General features: G+C 49.5%; 16 protein-coding genes and 1 other annotated feature. Of the genes, 14 read left to right on the top strand and 2 right to left on the bottom strand.

The genetic code is table 11. The features are described 5' to 3' along the window. Positions 1-74: 74 nt before the first annotated feature. Positions 75-560 (top strand): DUF2975 domain-containing protein, encoded by a 486-nt coding sequence (locus A3842_RS28000; protein ID WP_074103481.1) that lies wholly within the window; start codon positions 75-77, stop codon positions 558-560. A 134-nt stretch (positions 561-694) separates the two neighbouring features. Here the strand turns inward: A3842_RS28000 and A3842_RS28005 are convergent, their stop codons facing one another. After that, complete coding sequence (locus A3842_RS28005; RefSeq protein ID WP_074103482.1) at positions 695-1768, bottom strand: LLM class flavin-dependent oxidoreductase; 1074 nt, start codon at positions 1766-1768, stop codon at positions 695-697. Positions 1769-2256: 488 nt separating this feature from the next. Between A3842_RS28005 and A3842_RS28015 the strand changes: the two genes are divergently transcribed. The 8 genes from A3842_RS28015 (at position 2257) to A3842_RS28050 (ending at position 16619) form a co-directional block, all read left to right on the top strand. Further along, positions 2257-4041, top strand: coding sequence for a sensor histidine kinase (locus A3842_RS28015; RefSeq protein WP_074103484.1), 1785 nt, complete (start codon positions 2257-2259; stop codon positions 4039-4041). Further along, positions 4041-5129, top strand: coding sequence for a response regulator transcription factor (locus A3842_RS28020; protein ID WP_074103485.1), 1089 nt, complete (start codon positions 4041-4043; stop codon positions 5127-5129). The genes A3842_RS28015 and A3842_RS28020 overlap by 1 nt, the downstream gene beginning before the upstream one ends. A 106-nt stretch (positions 5130-5235) precedes the next feature. Continuing rightward, complete coding sequence (locus A3842_RS28025) at positions 5236-6549, top strand: ABC transporter substrate-binding protein (protein WP_074103486.1); 1314 nt, start codon at positions 5236-5238, stop codon at positions 6547-6549. A gap of 33 nt (positions 6550-6582) precedes the next feature. Next, entirely contained in the window at positions 6583-7470 is an 888-nt protein-coding gene (locus tag A3842_RS28030; protein WP_143186389.1) for a carbohydrate ABC transporter permease, read from the top strand. Beyond that, positions 7470-8300, top strand: coding sequence for a carbohydrate ABC transporter permease (locus A3842_RS28035; protein ID WP_074103548.1), 831 nt, complete (start codon positions 7470-7472; stop codon positions 8298-8300). Before A3842_RS28030 ends, A3842_RS28035 begins: the two co-directional genes overlap by 1 nt. Positions 8301-8332: 32 nt before the next feature. Beyond that, positions 8333-9943 carry a cellulase family glycosylhydrolase gene (locus A3842_RS28040; protein WP_074103487.1) on the top strand — a complete coding sequence of 537 codons (1611 nt, stop codon included), beginning with the start codon at positions 8333-8335 and terminating at the stop codon, positions 9941-9943. Positions 9944-10216: 273 nt separating this feature from the next. Beyond that, positions 10217-13864 (top strand): discoidin domain-containing protein, encoded by a 3648-nt coding sequence (locus A3842_RS28045; protein WP_083609772.1) that lies wholly within the window; start codon positions 10217-10219, stop codon positions 13862-13864. Positions 13865-13898: 34 nt separating this feature from the next. Continuing rightward, a complete protein-coding gene (locus A3842_RS28050; protein WP_074103489.1) occupies positions 13899-16619 on the top strand; it encodes a glycoside hydrolase family 3 N-terminal domain-containing protein in 2721 nt (906 codons plus the stop codon). Positions 16620-16657: 38 nt separating this feature from the next. On the opposite strand, the gene A3842_RS28055 is transcribed toward A3842_RS28050, so the two are convergent. Continuing rightward, positions 16658-17848, bottom strand: coding sequence for an oxalate decarboxylase family bicupin (locus A3842_RS28055; RefSeq protein ID WP_074103490.1), 1191 nt, complete (start codon positions 17846-17848; stop codon positions 16658-16660). Between the two features lie 167 nt (positions 17849-18015). On the opposite strand from A3842_RS28055, the gene A3842_RS28060 reads away from it, so the two are divergent. The 5 genes from A3842_RS28060 (at position 18016) to A3842_RS28080 (ending at position 24485) form a co-directional block, all read left to right on the top strand. Then, positions 18016-18864 carry a copper amine oxidase N-terminal domain-containing protein gene (locus A3842_RS28060; RefSeq protein WP_074103491.1) on the top strand — a complete coding sequence of 283 codons (849 nt, stop codon included), beginning with the start codon at positions 18016-18018 and terminating at the stop codon, positions 18862-18864. 44 nt (positions 18865-18908) lie between these two features. Beyond that, the gene (locus A3842_RS28065) at positions 18909-20465 is read left to right on the top strand and encodes a tetratricopeptide repeat protein (protein WP_074103492.1); all 1557 of its coding nucleotides are present in this window, start codon (positions 18909-18911) and stop codon (positions 20463-20465) included. Positions 20466-20516: 51 nt separating this feature from the next. After that, positions 20517-20782: a binding site (T-box leader), on the top strand. 84 nt (positions 20783-20866) lie between these two features. Next, on the top strand, positions 20867-22552 hold the full coding sequence (locus tag A3842_RS28070; RefSeq protein ID WP_074103493.1) for a glutamine--tRNA ligase/YqeY domain fusion protein: 1686 nt from the start codon (positions 20867-20869) through the stop codon (positions 22550-22552). A gap of 109 nt (positions 22553-22661) precedes the next feature. Continuing rightward, positions 22662-22856 (top strand): DUF2933 domain-containing protein, encoded by a 195-nt coding sequence (locus A3842_RS28075; RefSeq protein ID WP_074103494.1) that lies wholly within the window; start codon positions 22662-22664, stop codon positions 22854-22856. A 366-nt stretch (positions 22857-23222) separates the two neighbouring features. Then, a complete protein-coding gene (locus A3842_RS28080; RefSeq protein ID WP_178381977.1) occupies positions 23223-24485 on the top strand; it encodes an Nramp family divalent metal transporter in 1263 nt (420 codons plus the stop codon). Positions 24486-24818: the final 333 nt, after the last annotated feature.

Consider the following 24818-nt stretch of genomic DNA (forward strand, 5'->3'; position numbering starts at 1 on the left):
ATTAATTTGTTTTAAAACGATAAATCATATGCTAAAATCATGTTGTCATTACATAAGTGGAGGAGGTGTTTTACATGAATGTTAAACGAGGTTCAACCACTTTCTTAAAGGTGATTATTGTTCTGGCTGGAATTGCAGTGCTTGCTTTGTGTATATTTTTAGTGCCCCGTATAGCGAATTTCGCAGCGGAGTTGTATCCAAATATTCACTTAATGAAATATCTCATTTTCATTGTGATGTATGGAGCGGCTGTGCCCTTTTACTTAGCGCTCTATCAGTCTTTCAATCTTTTACGGTACATTGACGAGAACACAGCGTTCTCTGAATTATCTGTGAAAGCGTTGAAGAACATCAAGTGCTGTGCGTTTACAATCAGTGGTTTGTATGTATTAGGTATGCCGCTCTTTCGTTTTATAGCGAAGAAAGTTGACCCTCCTGTTGGATTTTTGGGACTGATCATCATATTTGCTTCGTTGGTTATCGCCGTTTTTGCTGCTATCCTCCAAAGGCTTCTACAAGAAGCGATTAACATCAAGTCAGAGAATGATTGGACGGTCTGAGGTGGATAATATGATCATTATTGTTAATATTATTGTTGGGATTTAACATAGCCATGTATAAAAAAAGGGATGCTGTACAGCCATTGATGATACGCATGGCGGATACAGCATCCCTTTAATTGTAGTTGCGGAGCTTACTGCGCAGCGGCTCCCCGGGCAAGCTCCTGGCGGACGATCGGCGCAACCTTGGTGCCCAGCAGCTCGATGGCACGCAGGACTTCACGGTGCGGCATAGTACCGACGTTGACATGCAGGAAGAAGCGGGTAACGCCGAGATTCTTGTGCAGGAGCAGAATTTTCTCGGCGACATATTCGGAATCCCCTACATAGAGGGCGCCGCGCAGACTGCGGGCATCGTCATAGGTCGCACGGTTATAGGCTTGCCCCCAGCCCCGCTCGCGCCCGATGACATTCATCTGGGCTTGCGTGGAAGGATAGAACAAGGCGGCTGCCTGCTCGGTGGTTTCGCCGACAAAGCCATGCGAATGTGTGGCGATCTGCAGTTTGTCCGGGTTATGCCCTGCCTTGGCGGCAGCTTCTTTGTACAGCTTGACCAGCGGTGCGAAGCGCTCCGGCATACCGCCGATGATGGCGAAGGCGATAGGAAGGCCAAGCATGCCTGCCCGGATTGCGGATTCGGGATTGCCGCCGCTGGCGATCCATACCGGCAGCGGGTCCTGGACGGCGCGCGGATAGACAGGAAGATTATCTATAGCCGGACGATGGCCGCCGGGCCAGGTTACTTTTTCCGAGGCTCTGATCTTCAGCAGCAGTTCCAGCTTCTCTTCGAACAACTCGTCGTAGTCATCCAGACTATAGCCGAAGAGCGGGAAGGATTCGATAAATGAACCCCGGCCCGCCATAATTTCCGCACGTCCGTTAGAGAGGCCATCCAGGGTAGAGAAGGCTTGATAGACGCGTACGGGATCATCCGAGGACAATACAGTTACAGCACTGGTGAGCCGGATCTTCTTCGTCATAGCCGCTGCAGCGGCAAGCACTACAGCCGGGGCACTGCCGGCGTAATCGGCACGGTGATGCTCCCCGATACCGTATACATCCAGTCCGACTTGATCGGCGAGTACAATCTCTTCCACGGCTTCACGCAGTCTTTCGGCATGACTGATGACTTCCCCGGTCACCGGGTCCGGTGTAGTTTCCAAAAATGTGCTGATGCCTATTTCCATACGGTTATCCATTTCGGGCATTTCAATCCGCCTCCTTTATTCGTATCTTTATATTACTATACTTTTTAATGTTTCTCAACTTTAGTAAGTGATTGTGGAGCAAAAAAATACCCGCCACCCAGGCAAGCAGGGGTGGCAGGCAGATGCAATAGTGCGGGCTTTAGGATTTCTTTTTGCCAACGGCAAGCTGTACAATCATGATGACAAGAACGAGCAGGGCAATGAGCTGGTCTGTACTCATAGGGGTCCGACCTCCAATCCTTGCAGGATGGCTCTTCGGACCGCATCTCCTCTCCCAAGAAGCTGCTTCGTTCCCCCTTTACAGACTATGAGCTCGTGAAGGAGAATATTACGTATATTGGTTTCTATATCCATCCTCTGATCTTGTTGTCATCCGGCTATCAATATTGTACAAAAACAGATCAATATTTGAACCTATGTGATTAGGAATGAACCGTTTATACTAAAGGGAATAAGGCATCTTAACACAGGTTAGGAGGTAGGCATTTATGAAGCGAATCAGTCTGCGTTTTCGGCTTATGATCCTCATGACCTGTCTGACTACGCTTCCAGTTGTCACGGTTACCTGGATTGCGACGATAAACACTCGTGAGTCAGTGGAGAAGGAAATGATCGGTGCTAACGAATCTAGAATGCTGTGGGCGGATCAATATTTAAGTGAATTAATTGATCAGATTGACGTCTTGTTCTATACTCTCCAAATTAACAAGGAATTGATTTACAAGATGACGGCGGGTCTCGATGACATGAACAGTGATACTCAGTCACAGAACCATGAAAGATTACGAGACATGCTCATAACAACATTTTTCTCCAATGCGCGAAAGGTGGACCGTCTCACCCTCTACAGTCACTCTACCGAAAAGGCGTTATCCGTGAGTTATACAGATAGTGGAACGATTCGGCCCCTCAATATTCAAGAAAATGCATGGCGTAGAATTGCCAAAGAGCCTGTAAGCATGTATTTTAAACAGACGCCTGAAGGGGTTTACGCCTATCATAGTATTAATCGTTTCCCGGATAAGATGTTTTTGGGAGGCATATCGGTTGGCATACGTAATGAAGTTTGGCAGGAAGTCGTTCATATCTTGCAATCGGAAGCGGACAGCTACGTGTTCTTGATGAACGATGAAGGCGAGCTTCTGTCAGGATCAACACAGCGAATTGCTTCATCCGAGGTATTGGACGAACTGCATACGATGGACATACCTGCGAACGAGCTTGTATCCCATCAGAGTGAACAATATTTTTACTTCATGGAGCGAATTGGAGACGGACAATTGACCGTCGTAAAGGCGATCCCCCAGTCTACCGTAAAGGCAAGCGCCTCTCCTACGATTCGAGCAGGAATGCTGACCGGTGGGATTTTTGTAACCGCTTCCATCTTTCTCTCCATCTTATTCTCCTTACGGATTACACGGCCAATCATAAGTCTGGCCAGGACCATGCGAAAGGCGCAGTTGCAGAGCTTCGAAATGAAATCGGTTAAAAGCTTTGACGAGATTGGTCTGCTGCAGCATGGTTACAACCTGATGATGCACAGAATTAAAGAATTAATCGAGCACGAATATCAATATCAAATTGAAGTGAAAAATGCGCAGCTGCTGGCACTCCAGGCTCAAATTAATCCCCACTTCCTCAATAATACGCTCAATCTGATCGGCGGGATGGCTCTCGTTAAGCAGGCGCCTGAAATCTATCAGATCACGAGGATGATGGGGGACTTATTGCGATATTCCATTAGATCTGAGAATGAAATGGTTTCCCTTCAGGATGAAATGAACCATACCCGCAACTACTTGTTCATCCAGGAACAGCGGTTCGCCGGCAGATGCCATACGGTCATCGAAACGGATCAGGAAGTGATGGATTGCCGGGTGCCAAAATTCATTTTGCAGCCGCTGGTGGAGAATGCATTTGAGCATGGGCTGCAAGCCAAAGAAGGCGCTTGGCATCTGCATATAAGAATTCTGCAAATCGATAAAAGGGTCATTGTAATGATCAAGGACGATGGTGTCGGGGTGTTGCCCGAGAAACTAGCGCTCCTTCGTGCCGGTTTGAGAAACGGTAGTGACACCGATGAGCCATCCGCTGCTCTCCCAGGGCCGCGGCGTCGTAAAAGTATCGGAATTCGTAATGTTCATGCGCGGCTTCGACTGCATTTTGGGGAAGCCTACGGTATTCGCATGTTTAGTAAATCCATGGCAGGCACCCTCATACTTATGAAATTACCCTATGTTGACAACAAGGAGACAGAGAGGAGGGATTCGTGATGTATAACGTGCTGATTATGGATGATGAGCCTTGGTCAAGGCAAGTGGTTAAATCGTTGGGAGAGTGGGACAGACTAGGCCTGAAGATCGTGGGCGAAGCGGAAGATGGCTATCAAGGAGTCCAATTCATTGCAGAGACCATGCCTCATATTGTTATTACCGATATGCGCATGCCGGGTTTAGAAGGGGTAGAGCTTCTTCAAACCATTCATGATCAATTTCCCTCTATTAAAATACTTGTCATGAGCGGTTATGATGATTTTGTATATTTAAAACAAGCTATTCAATCCAGAGCGATTAATTACATGCTCAAGCCGATCCATCCGGAGGAGCTTAACGCTTCCCTGTCCCAGTGCGTAGAACAATTGAATACGGAAATGATGTCGGGTATGAACGTCGCGCCGACCATTGCGTTCCAGCTGGAAGCGGCTATACAGGATCGGTACTTGTCCTATCGCAAGCTGATTTACGGACATTTGCTGGATTTGAATAGCCGGGCGATAGAGCATGCCTTTACTCAAATGGCTCAACATCTTAGCCAGTCTCTTCAGGATGAAGCGGCGAGAAGGAAGATGCCGATTAAGCTTGCCTATGATTTTATTACGATATTAGAGGAGCTTCTGGCTAAGGATGAGTTTCAGCTTTCGGAGCTTGTAATGGACGTGGAAGAATACCGGGAACGGATCCGCCAGTCCTCCCTATTAGATGCGGCTAAGGAATTGTCGAATTTGTATACAGCTGTGATCACAATCGTGCAAGACATACGCCAGACGAGAACCAGGCTGAATATCGATGAAGTGAAGGCCTATGTTCATAAATACTATCAGGATTCTATATCATTGGAAACGATTGCAAAGATTTTTGCTATCAGTAAGGAGCATTTAAGCCGGGCTTACAAGGCAGGAACAGGCGAGAATATTTCGGACGCTATTTTACGGTTACGTATGGAGAAGGCGCGGGATTTAATTGTAAAAGAGGGTGTCTCGATTAAACGGGCATCGGAGATGACGGGTTATTCGGATATCGCTTATTTTTACCGGGTGTTTAAGAAGCATTATGGAATGCCTCCCGGCAATTTAAGAAAGTAGATCCGGCATCAAAATAATGCAAATCAGAATGCTAAAATGCTGGAAAGACCCTTGCAACCGTTTTCTTTATACTGAAGATGCAACTCACTCAAGGGGGGAATCGAACATGAAGAAAACGTTTCACCTGTCCGTCGTACTGATTCTCATGCTATCCATACTTGCGGCATGCGGTTCGGGGAACAGCAAGGGCAACACGTCAGCATCCAATGACAACGATGCAGCTGAGACGGCGGCAAAGGCAGAACCTGCCAAGAAAGTGGAACTCAAAGTATTTCTGACCTTGCCGCAATTCAAAGACCAGTTCGACCAATACTTCGAACAGTTCAAAGCCAAGGAATTGAAGGAAAAAAACATCGAAGTGAAAATCAAACTTGAAACTCCAAACGCCGACCAGGCGAAACAAATCCTGCAAACCCGCTTGGCTTCGAACGATGCACCCGATGTATTTGCCATCCATGCTAACGACATTCCGACCTACTATAATGCAGGCTATTTGACGGATCTGTCGGATCAGCCGGCAGTAAGCAAGCTTTTCGACAGTGTCAAGCAGACCGTCACCTATGACGGTAAAGTGCCCGTTCTTCCGCTCGAAAGCCTTGCTTGGGGATATCTGTATAACAAAAAAATATTCAGCGATAATGGTCTGACGCCTCCGCAAACGCTGGATGAAATGAAAAATGTGGTTAAAGTGCTAAAGTCCAAAAATATCCCGGCTTTCGAATTAGCCTTCCAGGAGGCATGGGTTCCACAGTTAATGACTGCACTATCTCTTGGCGGTCTTGTGAATTCTGAGCACCCCGATTGGGTCGATAAAATGAATAAAGGCGAAGCCTCTTATGCAGATGTAGCGGATATTTTCAATATTATCGATTTGATTATGTCGAATGGTACGGCTAAACCGTTTGAGGCCGGCAGCGCGGCAGGCGCTGCGGATTTTGCGAATGGTAAGGCGGCCATGTGGGTTCAAGGACCTTGGATGGCAGATTCGATTCAAAAGACAAATCCGGACATGGAGTTTGGAGTAGCTCCGCTGCCCGTAAGCAATGATCCAAGTGGAACGATGATCAACCTGTCGGCTTCGACATCGCTCGCCGTATCCCCGGATAGCGACCATAAAGACGTTGCGCTTGATTTGCTGAACTATATGCTTGACGATACGGATTCTTCCGCTCTGTTCGAAAAACTTAAATTCAATCCGATTTCCTCTGTCCATACTTACAAATCGTTCCCTTGGATCGATGAAGCAATGAGCTATGTTTCTAAAGGAAAGGCTTATCAGGACCTGAAGCTGCCGAACGGCGTTACGGATGAGCAGGCCAAGCAGCTTCAAAGCTACTATAGCAAGACGGTGACAAAGGACCAATTCATCGAGACGATGGACAATACATGGGTGAAAGCGATTCAAGTAACAGCCAAGTAATCACCCATAAGGTGAATAAGGAGTGAAGCCAAGGTGGCAGGCAACCCTATAACGAAACGAACAGTCATCCTCCTGGCATTCGTTCTTCCAGCTCTAGTCTTTTATGCATTCTTCGTACTAGCCCCCGCCTTCGGCGGGATCTGGTACAGCATGACGGATTGGAATGGCGTCAATCCTGCGTATTCGTTCATTGGATTGGCCAATTACCGGGAAGCAATGATAGAGGATGAGAACTTCCTGAAATCGATAGGTTTTACCTTGAAGTATGTCATTGCCATGGTCATTCTGCAAAATGTCTTTGCCATCATGCTGGCTGTTCTCATTGAATCGCGGCGAAGAACGAAATCGCTATTCCGCACGATCTTTTTTATGCCCAATATGATCAGTCTCATTATCGGGGGCATGATGTGGCTCTTTATTTTTACCAAAGTGCTGCCTGATCTGGCTGGTCGAACGGGTCTGTTATTTCTGGATCAGTCCTGGATTGGGGATCCGCGCTTATCCTTCATTGCGATTATCATCTTGTCGCTTTGGGGAGGCGTCGGCTATCTGATGGTCATCTATATAGCGGCGCTGCAAAATATTCCCGACCATGTGAAAGAAGCGGCTGCTATCGATGGCGCCAGCGGCTGGCAAACTTTGCGTTACATTACAATGCCTATGATTCTCCCCGCGATTACGATCGGTGTATTCTTGACGCTAAACAGCTCGTTCAAAGTATTTGAAGCCGTGTTCGCTTTGACCAAGGGAGGACCTGGCCGTGCGACCCAAGTCATTGCGCTGAATATATTTGATGAGGCTTTCTCGCAAAGCAACCGATACGGCTATGCCAGTGCCAAAGCGATGATTTTGTTCCTGATCGTCATGGCGATCACTTTCATTCAGCTTGCCATTATGAAGAAACGGGAGGTGGAAGCATGATCAGAGAGCGCAACTGGAGGTCAGGCCTCATCCTCCTGGTCCTGCTTGCCGGTTCTGTCATTACGTTATTTCCCATTTACATGGGTGTCCTTAATTCATTCAAAACAGACGGCGAGCTGCTGAACGATGTTTTAGCGGCTCCCGCTTCCTTTCAATTTAGCAATTACGCCGCGGCCATAGACAAAATCAACTTTTGGAGAAGCTTGGGCAACACGGCGGTAATTGCTGCAGTTGGCCTTCTGGGAATTATCCTGTTTTCTTCCATGGCAGGCTATAAATTGTCCAGAACGCCGGGCCGGTTAAGCCGCTTTTTATTCAGTCTATTCATTCTGTCGATGCTTATTCCGTTCCATTCGACCATGATTACGCTCACCAAAATAACGAGAGAGCTTCACGTTCAGGGCTCGATCCTTGGACTTGGCCTCATTTATATTGGCTTAGGCGTATCCTTCGCGATTTTTCTGTACCATGGCTTCGTGAAATCCATTCCGCGTGATTTGGATGAAGCGGCTGTGATGGACGGCTGCGGCGATTTCCGTTTGTTTTTTGTCGTCATTTTCCCATTACTTCTGCCTATTACAGCGACCAACGCCATTTTGAATTTATTGTGGATGTGGAATGACTTTCTGCTTCCTCTTCTGATGCTGACAGACAGCGACTCGTATACGCTGCTGCTGTCCACCAATATGCTGTTCGGCCAATATGGCAACAACGACTGGTCGGGCATTCTGGCCTCGCTCGTTATGGCTATGCTGCCTGTTATCATTTTTTACCTGCTTCTACAGAAGTATATTTTGAACGGGATCGCAGATGGGGCGGTAAAGGGTTAATTCTTGCCAGAGAGAAGGAGCAGCGGATAAGAATGAACAAAGTCAGTGGATTTATTAAGGCAAAAGGCCAGAAAATTGTGAATGGTCATGGTGAGGAGCTGTTGCTGCGCGGTGTTGGCTTTGGCAACTGGCTGCTGCCAGAGGGATACATGTGGCGATTCCCCGGTCAGGGAGACCGTCCTCGCCGGATCGAACAAATGATACGCGACTTGACCGGTGAAGAAAAGGCCAGGGATTTCTGGAAAGCATACTACGACAGGTATATCACGGAAGCGGATATTCAGCGGATTGCTGCGGAAGGCTTTAACTCCGTCCGAATTCCGATGAATTCGCGTTTTTTGTATGACGGAGATACAGAGCGTTATGATGAGGACCATCTTGTTTTGCTGGATCGTGTCATCGGCTGGTGTGAAGCCCATCGCGTGTATGCGATACTGGATCTTCACGGTGCGCCGGGCGGGCAGACAGGCACAAATATTGACGATTCCCCGAACGACAAACCGGAGCTATTCATCGATGCAGACAACCGGCGGCGTACGATCGAGATTTGGCGCATGCTCGCCGGACGCTATAAGGACAAATGGATTGTCGCGGGGTACGATTTGCTGAATGAGCCGCTGCCCGAATGGTTCTCGGCCTATAATAGCCTACTTATGCCGTTATATAACGATATCATTCGCGCCATTCGCGAAGTCGATGATAAGCATATGATTATTTTGGAGGGGGTCCACTGGGCGACAGACTGGTCCATCTTTGAGGAGAAGCCGGATGACAACCTGATGCTGCAGTTCCATAAGTATTGGAATAGTCCGGACACAGAGAGCATTCAGAAGTTTCTGGACAAACGCACGGAGTGGGATGTGCCGATCTATATGGGCGAAGGGGGAGAGAACAACATCGAGTGGTATACCGGCGCTTTTCGCTTATATGAGGATCACGACATTTCTTGGAACTTCTGGACATGGAAGAAGCTCGATACGACCAACTCTCCTTGTTCGGTTAGGATGCCGGAAGGATGGGAGAAGCTTATCGGTTATCTCGAAGGCGGAGCGAAACCGGAAACGGCTGATGCTGAACAAATATTAGGGGAATACCTCGCGAATCTGTCCTTGGATCGTTGCGTCTACCTTCCGGAGATCGTTCAATCCCTGCTTTTCCGGCCTCCGGTTCGCATCCCGGCTATTTTCTATGGATATAAAGGACAAGGTATCAGCTATCATGTCGTGGAATTCGTTGAACGGGAATTAGGCTTCCGGGATTCGGATGGAACCGATATCCGGTTTACTTCGGGGAACCGCAAGCTTACTAACTTCCAGCATATGCGGGGTGAGGATTGGGCTGAGGATGAATGGATGCATGTGTATGTAAGACCTCATGAATGGCTGGCTTATGAGGTGAATCATGTACCCCATCATGGTGAAGGACATCTGGTTTCATTGCGTGTTTGCGGGATGGGTGATGAACAGTCAAAGGTCGAAATTTCAATCAATGATGGCATATCTGTCATTCTCCCTGTCACTGGAAACTCATGGCATACGATTAGAACGGCTGATCCCCATCCACTTCTTCAAGGGAATAACCGGATTGTCATCAAGGCGCTGGAGCAGCCGCTCGCTATGGAGTGGATTAGGATTGGAAAATAAGAAGGTGTGACCAAACAACCCTCCAATTTAATGTTGGAGGGTTGTTTGATATCTTTAAGAGCTGGATGAATAACATTGTCAATATTGTACATCTGCGGATGCTAATATGATCAAAAGATTTACATTCCTTTATTTTCTATAATAGAAAAAAAAGGAGAAGAAGGTGATTTATGTACACTAGAAAAATGTAAACGCTTTTTTGGGGACGGGGGATTACCGGCGTTATCAAGTCAGGTTAGTTTAAGAAAAAGATGACTACTAGGAGGGAAAATGATGAAGAAGAAACGGGGCTTTTCACTCTTTTTGGCTTTGGTTCTCGCACTGGAGTTCCTTATTGTTTTGCCAAGAGCTGAGAGGGCTGAAGCTGCGCTCACCTCAAGCGATTTCTTGAAAACGGACGGCAAATTTATTAAAAACAATTCCGGTTCCGGGGACGTTGTGACGCTAAGGGGGACAAACTTCGGAGGGTGGTTGAACTTTGAGGATTGGATGTCGCCTGCCGGGGAATTTGCTTTCGATCGGACAGGTTGGATCGCTTCAGCTTCAATCAACAGCTCTAACGCCGGAAATGCGATTGACGGCGACCAAGCAACGAGCTGGAAAACAGCAACCGCTCAGACTAACGGTCAATGGTTCCAGGTGAATATGGGGTATACGGGTTATTTCAATCGCATTTATGTCAATGCAGCAGGCTTCACGGGAGAATATCCGGTAAGTTATCAGGTGCTCGTATCGAATGATGGTACGAACTGGAGAGACGTCGCAACGGGTTCAGGCACGGTACAGAACACGGTTATTCGTTTCATGCCACAGGTGGCACAGTACATCCGGGTGGTTCAGACCGGATCGAGCTCTTCCAATAGGTGGTCTGTGGCAGAGTTTAATGTATTCTCAGATCCAACTATGAACAATACGAGCCTTAAGGCAACGGCATCTTCAACGGGAGCGGGTACGACAGCAGCTAATGCGCTTGACGGAGATGTGAATACCCGCTGGACGAGCGGGGCTGCGCAGACCAACGGACAATGGTTTCAAATGGATCTGGGATCAGGTCAGGATATAAGCAAGGTAATTATTGATGCCGGGCCATCATCTGCAGGCGATTATCCGCGCAGCTATGAGGTTCTTGGCTCAGCAGACGGAATCAACTGGACCAAATATGCAAGCGCTTATGGAAATTCGCGGATTACGGTTGCGGAATTTTGGTGGTCTTCCTATATGCGATATGTCAGAATTGCACAAACCGGCAGCAGCTCTAGCTGGTGGTCGATTGCTGACGTCTCGCTTTTCTCCAACAACGCATTGGAGAGAACGGGATGGTCGGTTTCCGCATCCTCCAGCGGTTCTGGCATGACACCTGGCAATGTTAAGGATGGAAATGCAAGTACACGGTGGACGACCGGCGCGGCCCAGTCGAATGGTCAATGGTTCCAGGCCGATATGGGGGCAAGCATCCCATTTAATCAAATCATTCTGGATACCGAAAAGAATTCAACCTCTGAGCAGGATTACCCGGCCGGTTATACCGTCCAAGTATCTAAGGACGGGACCAACTGGACAACGGCAGCAAGCGGCCAAGGACGCCGCAAAGCTACACCGATTAACTTTCCAGCCGTAACTGCACGTTACATTAAAATTACACAGACGGGCACCTCCGCGAACTGGTGGTCCATCGGAGAGATGAACGTCTATCTGAATAACGACGATCTGTCGATGAACTCCACTTATAAACAACGCTTTGGCGCTGCTGCAGCAGAAGACATTGTCACAACGCATCAAGATACATGGATTCAGACCGGTGACCTTGACAATGTCGAGAACATGGGCCTCAACATGATCCGTCTTCCGATCGGCTGGAACGAGCTCCTCCATGAAGACGGCACCTGGAAAGCCAATGCTTGGACGAAGATCGACTGGCTGGTAAGCGAAGCAGCCTCCAGAAATATTTACGTCTTGCTGGATCTTCACACGCTGCCAGGCGGAAACTGTCCTTTTGCCAGCTGTGGACGTTCTGGACCGAATCCTAATGAATTCTGGACCAATACAACGTACCAGGATTGGGTAGTCGATATCTGGGAAAAGATCGCAAACAGATACAAAAACAACCCCGCCATTGCAGGCTATGATCTTATGAATGAGCCCTTAATTGATTATGGCGAAGATACGGACGATGTGAATCAGAAAGTGGATTTCTACGATCGCATGTATGACGCCGTCCGGGCCATCGATGCTGATCATACGATTTACATTGCGGCCTTCTTTGACTGGGGTAATATTGTACCGCCAAGCGTCAAAGGATGGACGAACGTTGTATATGAGGTACATCCGTACGATATGCCAAACGGGAAAGATTGGAACGCGCAAAACACATTAGCCGAAGATAAAATACAATCGATGGCGGTCAAGCAAAAGGATTGGGATGTCCCTGTATTGCTCGGCGAATATTCGCTCTATCATTACGATGATGTATGGTCTAAATGGATGGGCGGGCTGAACGCCATTCATGCGAACTGGACTAACTGGACGTACAAGGTTAAAGGCGATATGAATGAAGGCGTTGGTGGCTACTGGGGATTGTATAACAGCAACTCTGCACCGGTACCAGTCATCAATAATGATTCCGCGTCCACGATTACATCAAAGCTGCAGCAATTTGCAACAAGCAACTTCCAACCGAATACCAGCTTTATCAACACGGTGAAAAAGTTCGCCAAGGGTGATCCATGGCTGGCAACCGTACCGCTTGACCAAACAGGCTGGACGGCAAGCGCTTCTTCCACGGAGCCCGGCAGCTCTCCTTCCAATGCGCTTGATTGGAGTGCAAGCACCCGTTGGAGCGCCGGGGCGCCGCAGGCGAACGGTCAATGGTTCCAGGTGGATATGGGATCGAAGAAGGTGTTTGACCAGATTTCGTTCGAAACGAAGTCTACAGAAAAGTGGGATTATCCGAGAGGTTATGATATCCAGGTATCCAATGACGGGACGAACTGGACGACGGTGAAGAGCGGCAAGGGCTTTGGCTGGAAGCAGGCGATAACCTTCACGCCGCAGTATGCACAGTATGTGCGTGTTATCCAAACCGGCACCAGTCCCGATTGGTGGTCGATCGCCGAGTTCCATATTTATAACGAGCAGATGCTCAGTAAATCGGGCTGGACTGCCACAGCATCGTCGTCGGACCCTTCTGGCAACGTTGCTTCCAGAGGTATTGACGGCAGCGGTTCCACCTGGTGGGCCAGCGGTGCCGGGCAAACGAACGGCCAGTATTACCAAGTGGATTTCGGGCGGGCCGAAACGTTTAATCGTGTATTAATCGATGCAGGAACTCATACGACTGATTATCCAAGAGGGTATCAAATTCAGGTGTCCGCTGATGCTTCGACATGGACGACTATAGCAAGCGGAACCGGCAGCAGCCCTTCGGTTCTTGTGGATTTCGCTCCGCAGACCGCACGTTATTTGAAAGTCGTTCAGACGGGCAACGCGTCCAATTGGTGGACAATCGCAGAACTGAACGTTTACGGCGAACTGGAGAGGAACCGTACGGGTTGGATAGCTTCAGCATCTTCAACAGAATCGGGCAGTTCAGCGGCAAATGCCTTGGACGGAAACACCGCGAACCGTTGGAGCAGCGGTGCAGCACAAGCAGATGGACAGTCGTTCACAGTAGATATGAGATCTAATCAATGGATTAACCATATTGTCATGGATTCCAGCACCAGCACAAATGATTATGCGAGGGAGTTTGTTGTAGAAATGTCGTACGACAATACGAACTGGAAAACGGTAGCGAATGGCGAAGGAACTGGTCCTATCGTAGCGGTCAACTTCCCGATAACCGAAGGCCGCTATATTAAGATCACCTTGAAGCATAGCTCCGCGAGCTGGTGGTCGATTTCTGAATTCAGAGTGTATGAATAATCGTAAGGGCTTCTCCATGAACAGGAGGGATCGTATGAAACATGTTAAGCCATTTTTCATTTTTCGAAAATATGCTTCCATTGCGCTTATCAGTTGCATGATATTTTCATTGTCAACGGCGTTTCCAATTACTGTTTCTGCAGACGTACTGCCTTATCAAGATCCCGCTCAATCCATTGATACTAGAGTAGCGGATCTCATTTCACGGATGACGCTGGACGAAAAGATTGGCCAAATGCTTCAAGTTGAACGTCTAACTGCAACTACGACGCAAGTTAAAGATCATTTCATCGGTTCCGTTTTGAGTGGAGGCGGCTCGAATCCAACCCCGAACACTCCAACTGCCTGGGCGGATACGGTGGATGCTTTTCAGACTGCTGCGATGCAAACCCGGCTTCAAATTCCAATCATCTATGGGGTTGACGCGGTTCATGGCCATAATAACGTCTATGGGGCGACTATTTTCCCTCACAATGCGGGTCTAGGGGCGACCCGGGATACGGATCTGGTGAAGCGTGTTGCCGCAGCAACCGCTAAAGAAGTCAGAACGACGGGGGTGCAATGGGATTTCTCTCCATGCTTGTGTGCGCCGCAAGATATCCGATGGGGCAGAACCTATGAAGGCTTCTCTGAAAATGTCTCGCTTGTCTCTCAAATGGGCGTTGCCTACACAGAAGGCTTGCAGGGTCTTCCTTCCGGCAGCGGCTTCATGAAAGGAACTAAAGCGGTAGGGAGCATCAAACACTGGATGGGTGATGGCAATACCGTAAACGGTGACGACCAAGGCAATGTTATCCTATCCGAACCGGAATTAGAGCCGTACATTCAGCCGTATCGTGAAGCGGTTGCAGCTGGTGCAAGAACGGTTATGATCTCACTCACCACATGGAATAATGAAAAAGCGCATACGCATCACCATATGATTACAGATATGCTAAAACAAAACCTTAACTTTACGGGGATGGTCGTTTCGGATTGGAATGGTACGTATGCACTGTTCAATCAAGGCGTCTATTCCAGTTACTCCAGTGCCCTAAAGGATACGGTAAATGCGGGTATCGACATGTTTATGGAGCCGGATAACTGGCAGCAGTTTATTCCGGCGCTCAAAGATCTTGTCAATACCGGACAGGTTTCCCAGTCCAGAATTGATGATGCAGTCAGCCGTATTCTGCGTGTGAAATTCGAAGCGGGAATCTTTGAAGCGCCTTATACCGACAGAAGCTTGATTAGCGGCGGCACATTCGGCGGGACCGAACACCGTGCGATTGCCCGGGAAGCCGTACGGAAATCGGCGACGCTGCTTAAGAACGAAAACCACATTCTGCCTTTGTCCAAAGGGGCGAAAGTATTCGTAGCCGGTACCAAAGCGAACGACATCGGTTATCAATCTGGAGGGTGGACGATTTCGTGGCAGGGTTCTCCGGGCAATATTACGCCAGGCACGACGATCCTGCAAGGCGTTAAAAACGCTGTTGCGAATTCCTCCAATGTCACCTATTCATCTACCGGTACTGGCGCGGCTGGGCACGATGCGGCCATTGTTGTAATTGGAGAATATCCTTACGCTGAAATGGTCGGGGATGTTGGAACCGGACAGCCGATAGCGGATTTGGAACTGAGCACGGATGATATCACCTTGCTGAACAATGTGAAAAGTTCCGGTGTTCCGATGGTTGTCATCATGCTCTCGGGGCGACCGATGATAATCACCAATGGGCTCCCGGATTGGGCTGCTTTCGTAGCTGCCTGGCTGCCGGGAACGGAAGGCAGCGGGCTTTCGGATGTGTTGTTTGGAGATTATGAATTCACAGGAAAGCTTCCGCTTACCTGGCCAAGAAGTATGGCGCAAATTCCGGCCAACTCGAATGATGCCAATTATTCGCCTCTCTTTCCATACGGATTTGGCCTGAACACGTCCGCGACCAACACGAAAGAGACGCCAGGCGTGATCGAAGCGGAAAATTACAACAGCATGTATGGCGTTCAAACGGAAGCAACGACGGATATTAACGGCGGATTGAATACGGGTTTTATGGATGAGAACGACTGGATGGATTACAGGGTGAACGTCCCTGTATCAGGAACTTACAAAGTCAGTTTGCGAGTAGCAAGTTTATCAGGTGCGACGAATGGAATCCAACTGAAGAACGGATCGACGACGCTTGCCACATTCAGTGTGCCAAATACGGGTGGATGGCAGACATGGACAACCGTTTCGAACAATGTCCCGCTGAATGCCGGCGTTCAGACTCTCAGAGTTCATGCCGCTGCGGGCAACTGGAATTTGAACTGGCTAGAAGTGAAGCCGACCTCCTCTACAACCGCCGGTAATCTCTTGACCAATCCAGGGTTGGAATCAGGGACGATGACAGGCTGGGAGCAATGGAATGGAGGTACTCCAGCCCAATCAGCGGATACGGATAACCCCTATACAGGTACCTATAAGCTGACACATTGGGCGTCCACTGCTTATCAGCAATTAACCAAACAAACGGTAGCTGTAGCGAATGGCACTTATAAGTTCAGCGCCTGGGTACGTTCAAGCGGAGGGCAAAAGTCACTGCATCTGTTCTCCAAAACAGGCGGCAAGGAAGTGACGGCTGAAATTACATCTAACGCTTCAGATTACTGGCACAAGTATACAATAGACAATATAAAAGTTACGACAGGGCAAATTGAAGTGGGCGTATGGTCCGACGCCAATACAAATAACTGGGCAGCATTCGACAACTTCGAGTTAACCAAACTATAAGATTTAACTCTTGGTCCATGCGATTATGCATGGGCCTTTCATTTCCCCGGGCTGCCGTACCCTGGATAGGTAACGACAGGCCATTTCACCTTACGCAGCGCGTCCATCAGCTCAGGCCCCACGTTCAGGTTGCTCCTGACGAGTTCCTCAGGTGTGAGCGCCATCCATTGATTCAGCGAGACGTCGGCGAAGCGGTCGCTCTTGAACATTTCCAGGAACCATAAGGTTTCTGTTCCGGTATTCTGGATATAATGTCCAAAGGCGAAGGGGACATAACCGACATCCCCGGCCCTGTAGTTGAACGTACGTGCTGCCCCGTTGCCGCCAAAGACAGTCATGCGGCCCTCTCCGGTCAAATAATACTGCCATTCATCGTTGTTCGGATGCCAGTGCAGCTCTCGCATCGCCCCCGGCTCGATCTCAACCAGCGCTGCAGCTATCGTCCTGGAGATGGGGAAGTTTGAGCTGTCCACAATCCGCACGCTTCCGCCCGGAGTTTTCAGTGGGGGCTGGGCCAGCAGCTGATGCTTGAAGCTCAGCGGAATTTCACCGAACGGGGACTGGACCTTTTGGCTCAGTATGGAGCCAGGGACCTGGTCCTGGTAGATATAGACCTGATCCTTCGGGAGATAGTCAAAGGCCGAAGGCGGCACCCCGAAGTTAGCGGACAGCACCTCTTTTGGGGTATGGGCGAACCAGTCGGAGATAGACAGGGTATTGAGATCGGAGAAGCTGCCATCATCAAAAACAAGTAAAAATTCGCAGCCCTCCGTCAGCCCCTGAATGGAATGGGGAATTCCCGGAGGGAAGTACCACAGATCCCCCGGTCCGATGTCAGCAATGAAGTTCCGGCCATTCTGATCTACCGCGGTAATCCTTGCACTTCCAAGCAGCATGTAGGACCATTCGGCCTGCTGATGCCAGTGCAGCTCCCGTACACCGCCCGGGGTCAGACTCATGTTGACCGCCGCAAGAGTGGTGGCAATGGGTAACTCTCTGGCCGTGACCTCTCTGGACCAGCCGCCCTGATTCAGCTGCATGTGGGCATCGGAAAAAGAAAATTTCAGATTGGGAATGAGTCCGTTATCTGTAACTGGAGGGACGAACATATCCGGGTTCTCCCGGTCCCGCATCACATCGCGGGGGCCGAGATCAACATTGCCTGCGCCGTCACTGCGTATCGGCTGGGGGATCTTTGGGTAACTCGCTGAATGTTTAGCGGATTCCATGGGCCTGGCTCCTTTCCTGATCGCAATCGCTCAATAGAGAATATATGCCGTAAGGATGTTTGAAGATGCCCGCTTTTCTAAAACAGTAATTGACAGAGGCCGCTTGAAGATGGATTCTTAATAGTGGACTTATACTTTGGAAACTTACCCGTGAAGGAGAGTATGTGATGAATCAACCCGGATTTCTGCTCCAGCGATTAAGAAGAACCCCATACTCAATCCTGGCAGTATGTGCAATCATGTTATTGTCCCTGATGTCTTCAGCCGCAAAGGCGGAACCGGTGATGGGAAATCAGATCAAGCCAATACTGATTCACAATAGCTATGTGCTGTTCCCTGGCAAGCTTGCTCCCTATACGAAATCGGGGAAATTAATGGTCCCCATTCGTCCGTTCTCCATGGCGCTCGGAGCACAAATGACGTACAATGTCCCCGCGAAGAGCATCTCGGTTTCGCTCCTCGGGCAAACTGTGAATCATATCAGAGCCGGGCAGATTTCAGCTGAAACCGGGGAGGGAAAGGCAATTTCCCTTGAAGTAGCACCAGAGCTGCGTGAAGGTGTGCTATTTGTTCCCATAAGCCCTGTGCTGGGAGCTCTGAAGTCCGTCCGCTGGGAGAACATGGGCAATAATATCAACCGGTATACGCTGTCGATACAAGGCAGAATGGGCGTGACATTGCCGCAGACGGGACCTTGGCTGAGCATTACACCATTTACTGGCGTTTCCGGAGAGAACTACAATCCTTTTTATCCGGTGGTATTAACCCAGGATTTATCCGGCAAGGGGTACCGGCTAAACCTTAGTGTGATCAATACATCCGGGTTCGACATTCCGAAGGCAAGCTCGGAACTGTTGCTGGTGGCTGTGGATAGCCAAGGTCAAGCCATTGTACGCAGAGTCCCTGGCCCGTCCGTTCAGACACCCAAGGCTGCGGCATTATCCGTTACAGCCGACATTCCATCCGCCGCCCAGTATGTCATTTACAATTCAAGAACAGTGAGTAAAGGGCAATAACAGTAATATTTATCAGAAGATTACAGAGAGCAGGGTATACACATATGACAGACAGCGGACAAGAACGCTACCGCTTCAGCGAAGCGCCGATATGGGAGCTGCAGCGCAAATATTATGAAGAACTGGGTATGCAAGCCTGGAAGAACGACCAGGTTCCCCAGTATATAACGAGCAATCCGATGATTGGAACGGGCTATGCGGAGATGATCTTCGGCTTTCTGCAGGACCGGGCGGCGATGGGGCAGACGGCAGAGCCGGTGATTATTCTGGAGCTGGGTGCGGGGGCAGGACGCCTTGCGTTCCATGTGCTGCAGAAGCTGTGTGAATTAATCGATTATGCAGGGCTGACCCTTCCTCCATTTACTTATGTCATGAGCGATCTTCCCTGGAAAAATATCACCGGCTGGCAGCAGCATCCCGGCCTGATTCCATTTGCTCAGCAGGGTATCCTTGATTTCGCGCGTTTCGATGCCGTTGCGGATACAGAGCTGCATTTGACGCAGAGCGGAAAGGTGATTATACCGGGAACGCTTGAGCAGCCGCTGATGGTCATTGCCAACTACTTTTTTGACAGTATCCCGCAGGAGCTGCTCTATGTGGATGAAGGGAAAATATACGAATGCGAGGTATCCCTGAAGTACCCGGAGCAGTCAGCCACCATGGGCCCTTCAGAGGTGCTCAGGGATCTTATCCCGGAATATTACTACCGCCGTGCAGAGGGCTACGAAGAGAAGTCATACCCGTACCGCGATGTGATCGCCTTCTATCAGGAAAAGATGGAGGATGCGCATGTCCTCTTCCCTGCGGCTGCACTGGGATGTATGGAGCGGCTGAGTGCGCTGTCCGTGGCGGGCTTTCTGCTGCTGACCGCCGATAAAGGCGATCACCGGCCGGAGAACTGGGAGTATGCCGAGCCGCCGAAGCTGATTCATCATGGCAGCATCTCGCTAACCGCCAACTATCATGCGCTGGTGTGTTATTTTGAACAAAAAGGTGCAATATCTTCATTTACCGAGCATCATTACAAGAATCTGAACGTTGGCTGCATCTATATGCTGGAAGAGCCGATGCGCCATGTCCAGGCCCGCTTGGCCTACCGCAGATTTATCGAGCGCTTTGGTCCGGATGATTTCTTCAGCCTGAAGCTATGGATCGATCAGAATTTTGATACCATCGGAATGCAGCAGATCCTGGCCTTCTGGCGGTTGGGCGGCTATGATGCGGAGCTGTTCATTCAGACTGCGGAGCGGATCTCCAGCCTGTTGGAGGATGCCAGTGACGAGGAGATTCTTGATCTGAAGCTGGGGATCGACCGGATGTGGACAGGCTTCTACCCGATGCCGCAGAAATACGATTTGGCCCTGGACAGCGGTCTGCTGCTGTTTGAGATGGGATTGTATGAGGATTCCCGGCGCTTCCTTACGCAATCGTTGAAGGAGACGGAAGACGAGCCTGTGGTTACAGTTCTCTACTGCCTGGCGATCTGCAGCTATGAGCTTGAGGATCTGGAAGCTGCGCTGGAGTATACCCGGCAGGCGCTGGTTCTTGCGCCGGAGCATGAGGAAGCGCTGGATCTGCTGGCAGCACTTAGCGGGGACTGATGCCTGCTTTACATTACGGCAGTTTTTTGGTAATAATATAAGCAATTATAATGAAACGCAATGAAGAGAAGAGTAGATATATCCATTCTTTCACAGAGAGCTCCGGACGCTGAAAAGGGGCACAGAACGGTGTATTGAACCAAGTCTCTGAGCGGCGTATCGGAACGGGCTGATGAAGCTGGGGATGGTACGACAGGAGCTCCTGTTACAGAGCTAGAGTATAAGTCTTGCCTGCCCGACAATGCCGTACTCGATGAGATTAATATGGCGACATATTAATAAACCTGGGGTGGTACCGCGAGAATCTCGTCCCCAAGACCATACGTCTTGGAGGTGAGGTTCTTTTTTGCATGGGCAAAGGTTCGTAAAAGCGGTAATCACATACACAGGAGGTTTGGGCCATGGGTAATGACTTGGAAGCCGCGGCAGCGGAGAATTATATGGATAAGCTGATCCGGGAAGATATAGAGGCCGGAATCTACAGCAGAGAGATCTGCACAAGGTTCCCTCCGGAACCAAACGGGTATCTGCATATCGGCAGTGCGTTCGCCATTCACACCAATTACGGGATAGCACAAAAATATGGCGGAACCTTTCATCTGCGCTTCGACGATACGAATCCGCTCAAAGAGGATATGGAATATGTTCAAGCGATCATCCGGGATATCGAATGGCTGGGCTGCAGTCCGGGAGAGCATATCTACTACGGCTCGGACTACTCGGAGCGCATCTACAGCAGCGCGCTGGACTTGATCCGTAAAGGCAAAGCCTATGTCTGCGATTTATCACCGGAAGAGGTGACCGCCTATAGAGGAACACTTACGGAACCGGGGAAGGACAGCCCTTACAGGGAACGTTCCGTGGAGGAGAATCTCCGGTTATTCAGCGGGATGAGAGAAGGGGGGTACCCCACCGGCTCCCGGGTGCTGCGGGCCAAAATCAATATGGCTTCACCTAATATCAATCTGCGTGATCCGGTGCTGTACAGAATTATTCATGCGGAGCATTACCGTACAGGGGATTCGTGGTGTATTTATCCGATGTATGATTTCGCCCACCCGATTCAGGATGCCATTGAAGGCATCACCCATTCATTATGCTCGCTTGAATTTAAGGATCACCGGCCGCTCTATGATTGGGTGCTGGAGGAATTGGGAGTTGAAGAAGCGCCCAGGCAAAGGGAGTTCGGCAGGGTCAACCTGACGGGTGTCGTCACCAGCAAGAGGTATCTCAGAGCACTGGTGGCGGGGAACTATGTGGACGGCTGGGATGATCCGCGGCTGCCCACCTTGCGGGGGCTGCGGAGACGGGGCTTCACCCCCGGGAGCATCAAGGGCTTTGTCCATGAGATCGGGATGGTTAGGAACCAGACGATGGTGGATTTCTCCATGCTGGAGCACTGCCTGAGACAGGATCTAAAGGCCAGTGTACCGAGTATTATGGCCGTGCTCGAGCCGCTGAAGGTCGTAATTACCAACTACGAACCGGAGGAGACAGAATGGCTGACCCTTGCCAATAATAGCGAAAATGCGGAGCTGGGCGAGAGAGCGGTGCCGTTCTCCGGTGTAGTCTACATGGAGCGTGAAGATTTCATGGCGGAACCTTCTCCGGGGTTCCGCAGGCTGACTTTGGGCGGCGAAGTGCGGCTGAAGGGGGCCTATATCATTAGATGTAATGAAGTAATTCGAGATGAAGCTACCGGTGAGATCAGCGAGCTCCGCTGTACCTACGATCCACTGACGAAAAGCGGCGGGGCCCTTAGCGGGCGTAAGGTGAAAGGCACAATCCATTGGGTTTCGGCCTGTCACGGCATACCGGCGGAAGTGTACTTGTATGAAAAGCTGCTGGAAGACAACGATGGCCCCAAGGCAGAAGGCGAAACCTGGGAGGCGTACTTGAATCCCGATTCTATAAAGCTTATGAAGAATTGCCTGTTGGAGCCTTATGCGGCTAATGCCAAGTCTGAAGACAAATTCCAATTTATGCGCCAAGGCTACTTTTGCGTAGACAACAAGCTGACCCGTGAAGAGCGGCTGGTGTTCAACCGCATCGTTCCACTGAAGGATACGTGGAAGGGCGGGAAATAAGCGGCAACACATGCGGTAATTCACGGAGCAATTCACGCAGCAACACAGTTTCTTCACAACCCCTCTTTATAATAAACTCAGCACCCTGAATTCTGGAGGAGGTAGAGTGATGAACTGGTCCTGGTTAGTTACACTGGTCTGTCCACTAATGATGATCTTCATGATGTTCGGCATACGTGGAGGACATGGGCACGGCATGCATTCACGGCGGCAGCCGAAGGTTGAGGATCTGCAGCAGGAACTGAATGAGCTGAAGGCGCAAAATGAAAAAATGCGGGCAGATCTTAACAGTATTATTTCTTAACGGCATGAAGAAAAAGGCATATAGTAACAGCGGGCGAGTGTCAGGGTAATCCTGAACCTCGCCCGTTTTCTTTTGCGAGAATCCTTTTTCGCCAAGGCTTCACTTTGTGGGGCTTTTTTTCATATGAATAAGGTAGCCTAGATTAACTTGTTAAACATGAACGGCAGGCAGGTTGGGTTAAGAATAGGGTGTGGAAATGATGTCAGGCATTTGTTTGCGTAAATGCATTTACATTTTTCACAACGCAGATTATAATAAAATTAAATTAAATGTTGCATCAGGGAAACTTTCGTGTGTATAGACAACTTTTCCGGGCAAGAGGAGGGATTGAAAATGATGGAGCAAAACTTAGCAGAAACACCTCCAATGATACACAGACGTAAAAACAGACTCACTGCACAGGCAGTGCTAGACGGGGATGTCAAAGGACTTAAAAGACTCCTTCCTTTCCTGGGCCCGGCTTTTATCGCTTCCGTAGCCTATCTGGACCCCGGGAATTTCGCCACCAATATTACGGCAGGTTCGAAATACGGTTATCTGCTGTTATGGGTAATATTTGCATCCAATCTGATGGCTGTTCTTATTCAGTCTTTATCCGCCAAGCTCGGCATCGCTACTGGTAAAAATCTACCCGAGGTGGCGCGGGAGAAATTCCCGAAGGGTGTATCGATTTTCTTGTGGATTCAGAGTGAGCTGGTGATTATTGCTACGGACCTGGCAGAGTTTATCGGGGCGGCTCTCGGACTGTATTTATTGTTCGGTATTCCGATGCTGCCAGCCGCACTTATTACCGCTGTCGGTTCATTCGCCATACTTGAGCTGCAGCGGCGCGGGTACCGTACACTTGAGGCGGGAATCGCCAGCATGGTGCTTATCGTTGTTCTGGCCTTTGCGTTCCAGGTAATCATGGCAAAGCCGGATGCCGGGTCGGTAGTCGCCGGGATCTTTACTCCCCAATTCCAGGGTGTGGACAGTATTCTGCTGGCTGCGGGTATCCTTGGTGCCACGGTAATGCCGCATGCGATTTATCTGCACTCCTCGCTGACACAGAGCCGCGTGGTCGGAATCGATGACAAGGAGAAGAAACAGATCTTCAAGCTGGAGTTCATCGATATCCTGATTGCCATGCTGATTGCAGGGGCGGTCAATATGGCGATGGTGATTGTGGCTGCCGCGTTATTCTTCAAAAACGGCTTAGTGGTCGAGGATTTGGATATTGCCTTCGAGCAGTTCCGCCATTTAGCCGGACCGGTTACTGCGTTGTCCTTCGGACTGGGCCTGCTGATTGCCGGCCTTTCCAGCTCCTCGGTAGGGACAATGGCCGGCGATGTGGTCATGCAGGGCTTCATTAACAAAAGAATCAATCTCTACCTGCGGCGGGCGATTACGATTATTCCTCCGCTGGCCATCATTGCCTTCGGCATCAATGCTACAAGCGCGCTGGTCATGAGTCAGGTCGTTCTCTCCTTCGGGATCGCTTTTGCCTTGATTCCGCTGGTGATCTTCACGAGCGACCGCAAGATTATGAACGGACTGGTCAATCACCGGATCACCACAATCCTGGGCTGGATCATCTGCGCACTGGTTGTATCGCTGAATCTGTTCCTGATTGTGGAGATGGTTATCTGAGAGGGTTGGCGGAGCACGGAGCATTCATTTCGGTAATGCTAAGTGGAAAAAGTACCACTAATTGAGTTTGCTTAGTAGAAAATATTGAAATAAGTGGAAAAAGTCCATCTAAAATTTCTGATTAGGCTGGATAAAGGCCCTTTTGGAGATATCCCGCTAAAGTAAGTGGATTTTTTCCACCTAAAGCTGGGAAAAGGATAATAATTATAATAACAGGTGGACAAATTCCACTTAAGTTTCATCACTCGCTTTGGTGAGGGTCTTGGGGCTAATTCTGTACAGATTTCCGCCCTTGCAAGTACCCATTTTGAATAGCTGCAAGCAAATAACGGG

The sequence above is a fragment of the Paenibacillus sp. P3E genome (assembly GCF_001909045.1).
Taxonomy (GTDB): Bacteria; Bacillota; Bacilli; order Paenibacillales; family Paenibacillaceae; genus Paenibacillus_AQ; species Paenibacillus_AQ helianthi.

Excerpts from the sequence above, each read along its gene's own strand:
- A3842_RS28060 (WP_074103491.1), top strand. The coding sequence starts at position 18,016 with ATGAATCAACCCGGATTTCTGCTCCAGCGATTAAGAAGAACCCCATAC.
- A3842_RS28015 (WP_074103484.1), top strand. The coding sequence starts at position 2,257 with ATGAAGCGAATCAGTCTGCGTTTTCGGCTTATGATCCTCATGACCTGT.
- A3842_RS28025 (WP_074103486.1), top strand. The coding sequence starts at position 5,236 with ATGAAGAAAACGTTTCACCTGTCCGTCGTACTGATTCTCATGCTATCC.
- A3842_RS28055 (WP_074103490.1), bottom strand. The coding sequence starts at position 17,848 with ATGGAATCCGCTAAACATTCAGCGAGTTACCCAAAGATCCCCCAGCCG.
- A3842_RS28070 (WP_074103493.1), top strand. The coding sequence starts at position 20,867 with ATGGGTAATGACTTGGAAGCCGCGGCAGCGGAGAATTATATGGATAAG.
- A3842_RS28075 (WP_074103494.1), top strand. The coding sequence starts at position 22,662 with ATGAACTGGTCCTGGTTAGTTACACTGGTCTGTCCACTAATGATGATC.
- A3842_RS28080 (WP_178381977.1), top strand. The coding sequence starts at position 23,223 with ATGATACACAGACGTAAAAACAGACTCACTGCACAGGCAGTGCTAGAC.
- A3842_RS28005 (WP_074103482.1), bottom strand. The coding sequence starts at position 1,768 with ATGCCCGAAATGGATAACCGTATGGAAATAGGCATCAGCACATTTTTG.
- A3842_RS28045 (WP_083609772.1), top strand. The coding sequence starts at position 10,217 with ATGAAGAAGAAACGGGGCTTTTCACTCTTTTTGGCTTTGGTTCTCGCA.
- A3842_RS28040 (WP_074103487.1), top strand. The coding sequence starts at position 8,333 with ATGAACAAAGTCAGTGGATTTATTAAGGCAAAAGGCCAGAAAATTGTG.
- A3842_RS28065 (WP_074103492.1), top strand. The coding sequence starts at position 18,909 with ATGACAGACAGCGGACAAGAACGCTACCGCTTCAGCGAAGCGCCGATA.
- A3842_RS28000 (WP_074103481.1), top strand. The coding sequence starts at position 75 with ATGAATGTTAAACGAGGTTCAACCACTTTCTTAAAGGTGATTATTGTT.
- A3842_RS28050 (WP_074103489.1), top strand. The coding sequence starts at position 13,899 with ATGAAACATGTTAAGCCATTTTTCATTTTTCGAAAATATGCTTCCATT.
- A3842_RS28020 (WP_074103485.1), top strand. The coding sequence starts at position 4,041 with ATGTATAACGTGCTGATTATGGATGATGAGCCTTGGTCAAGGCAAGTG.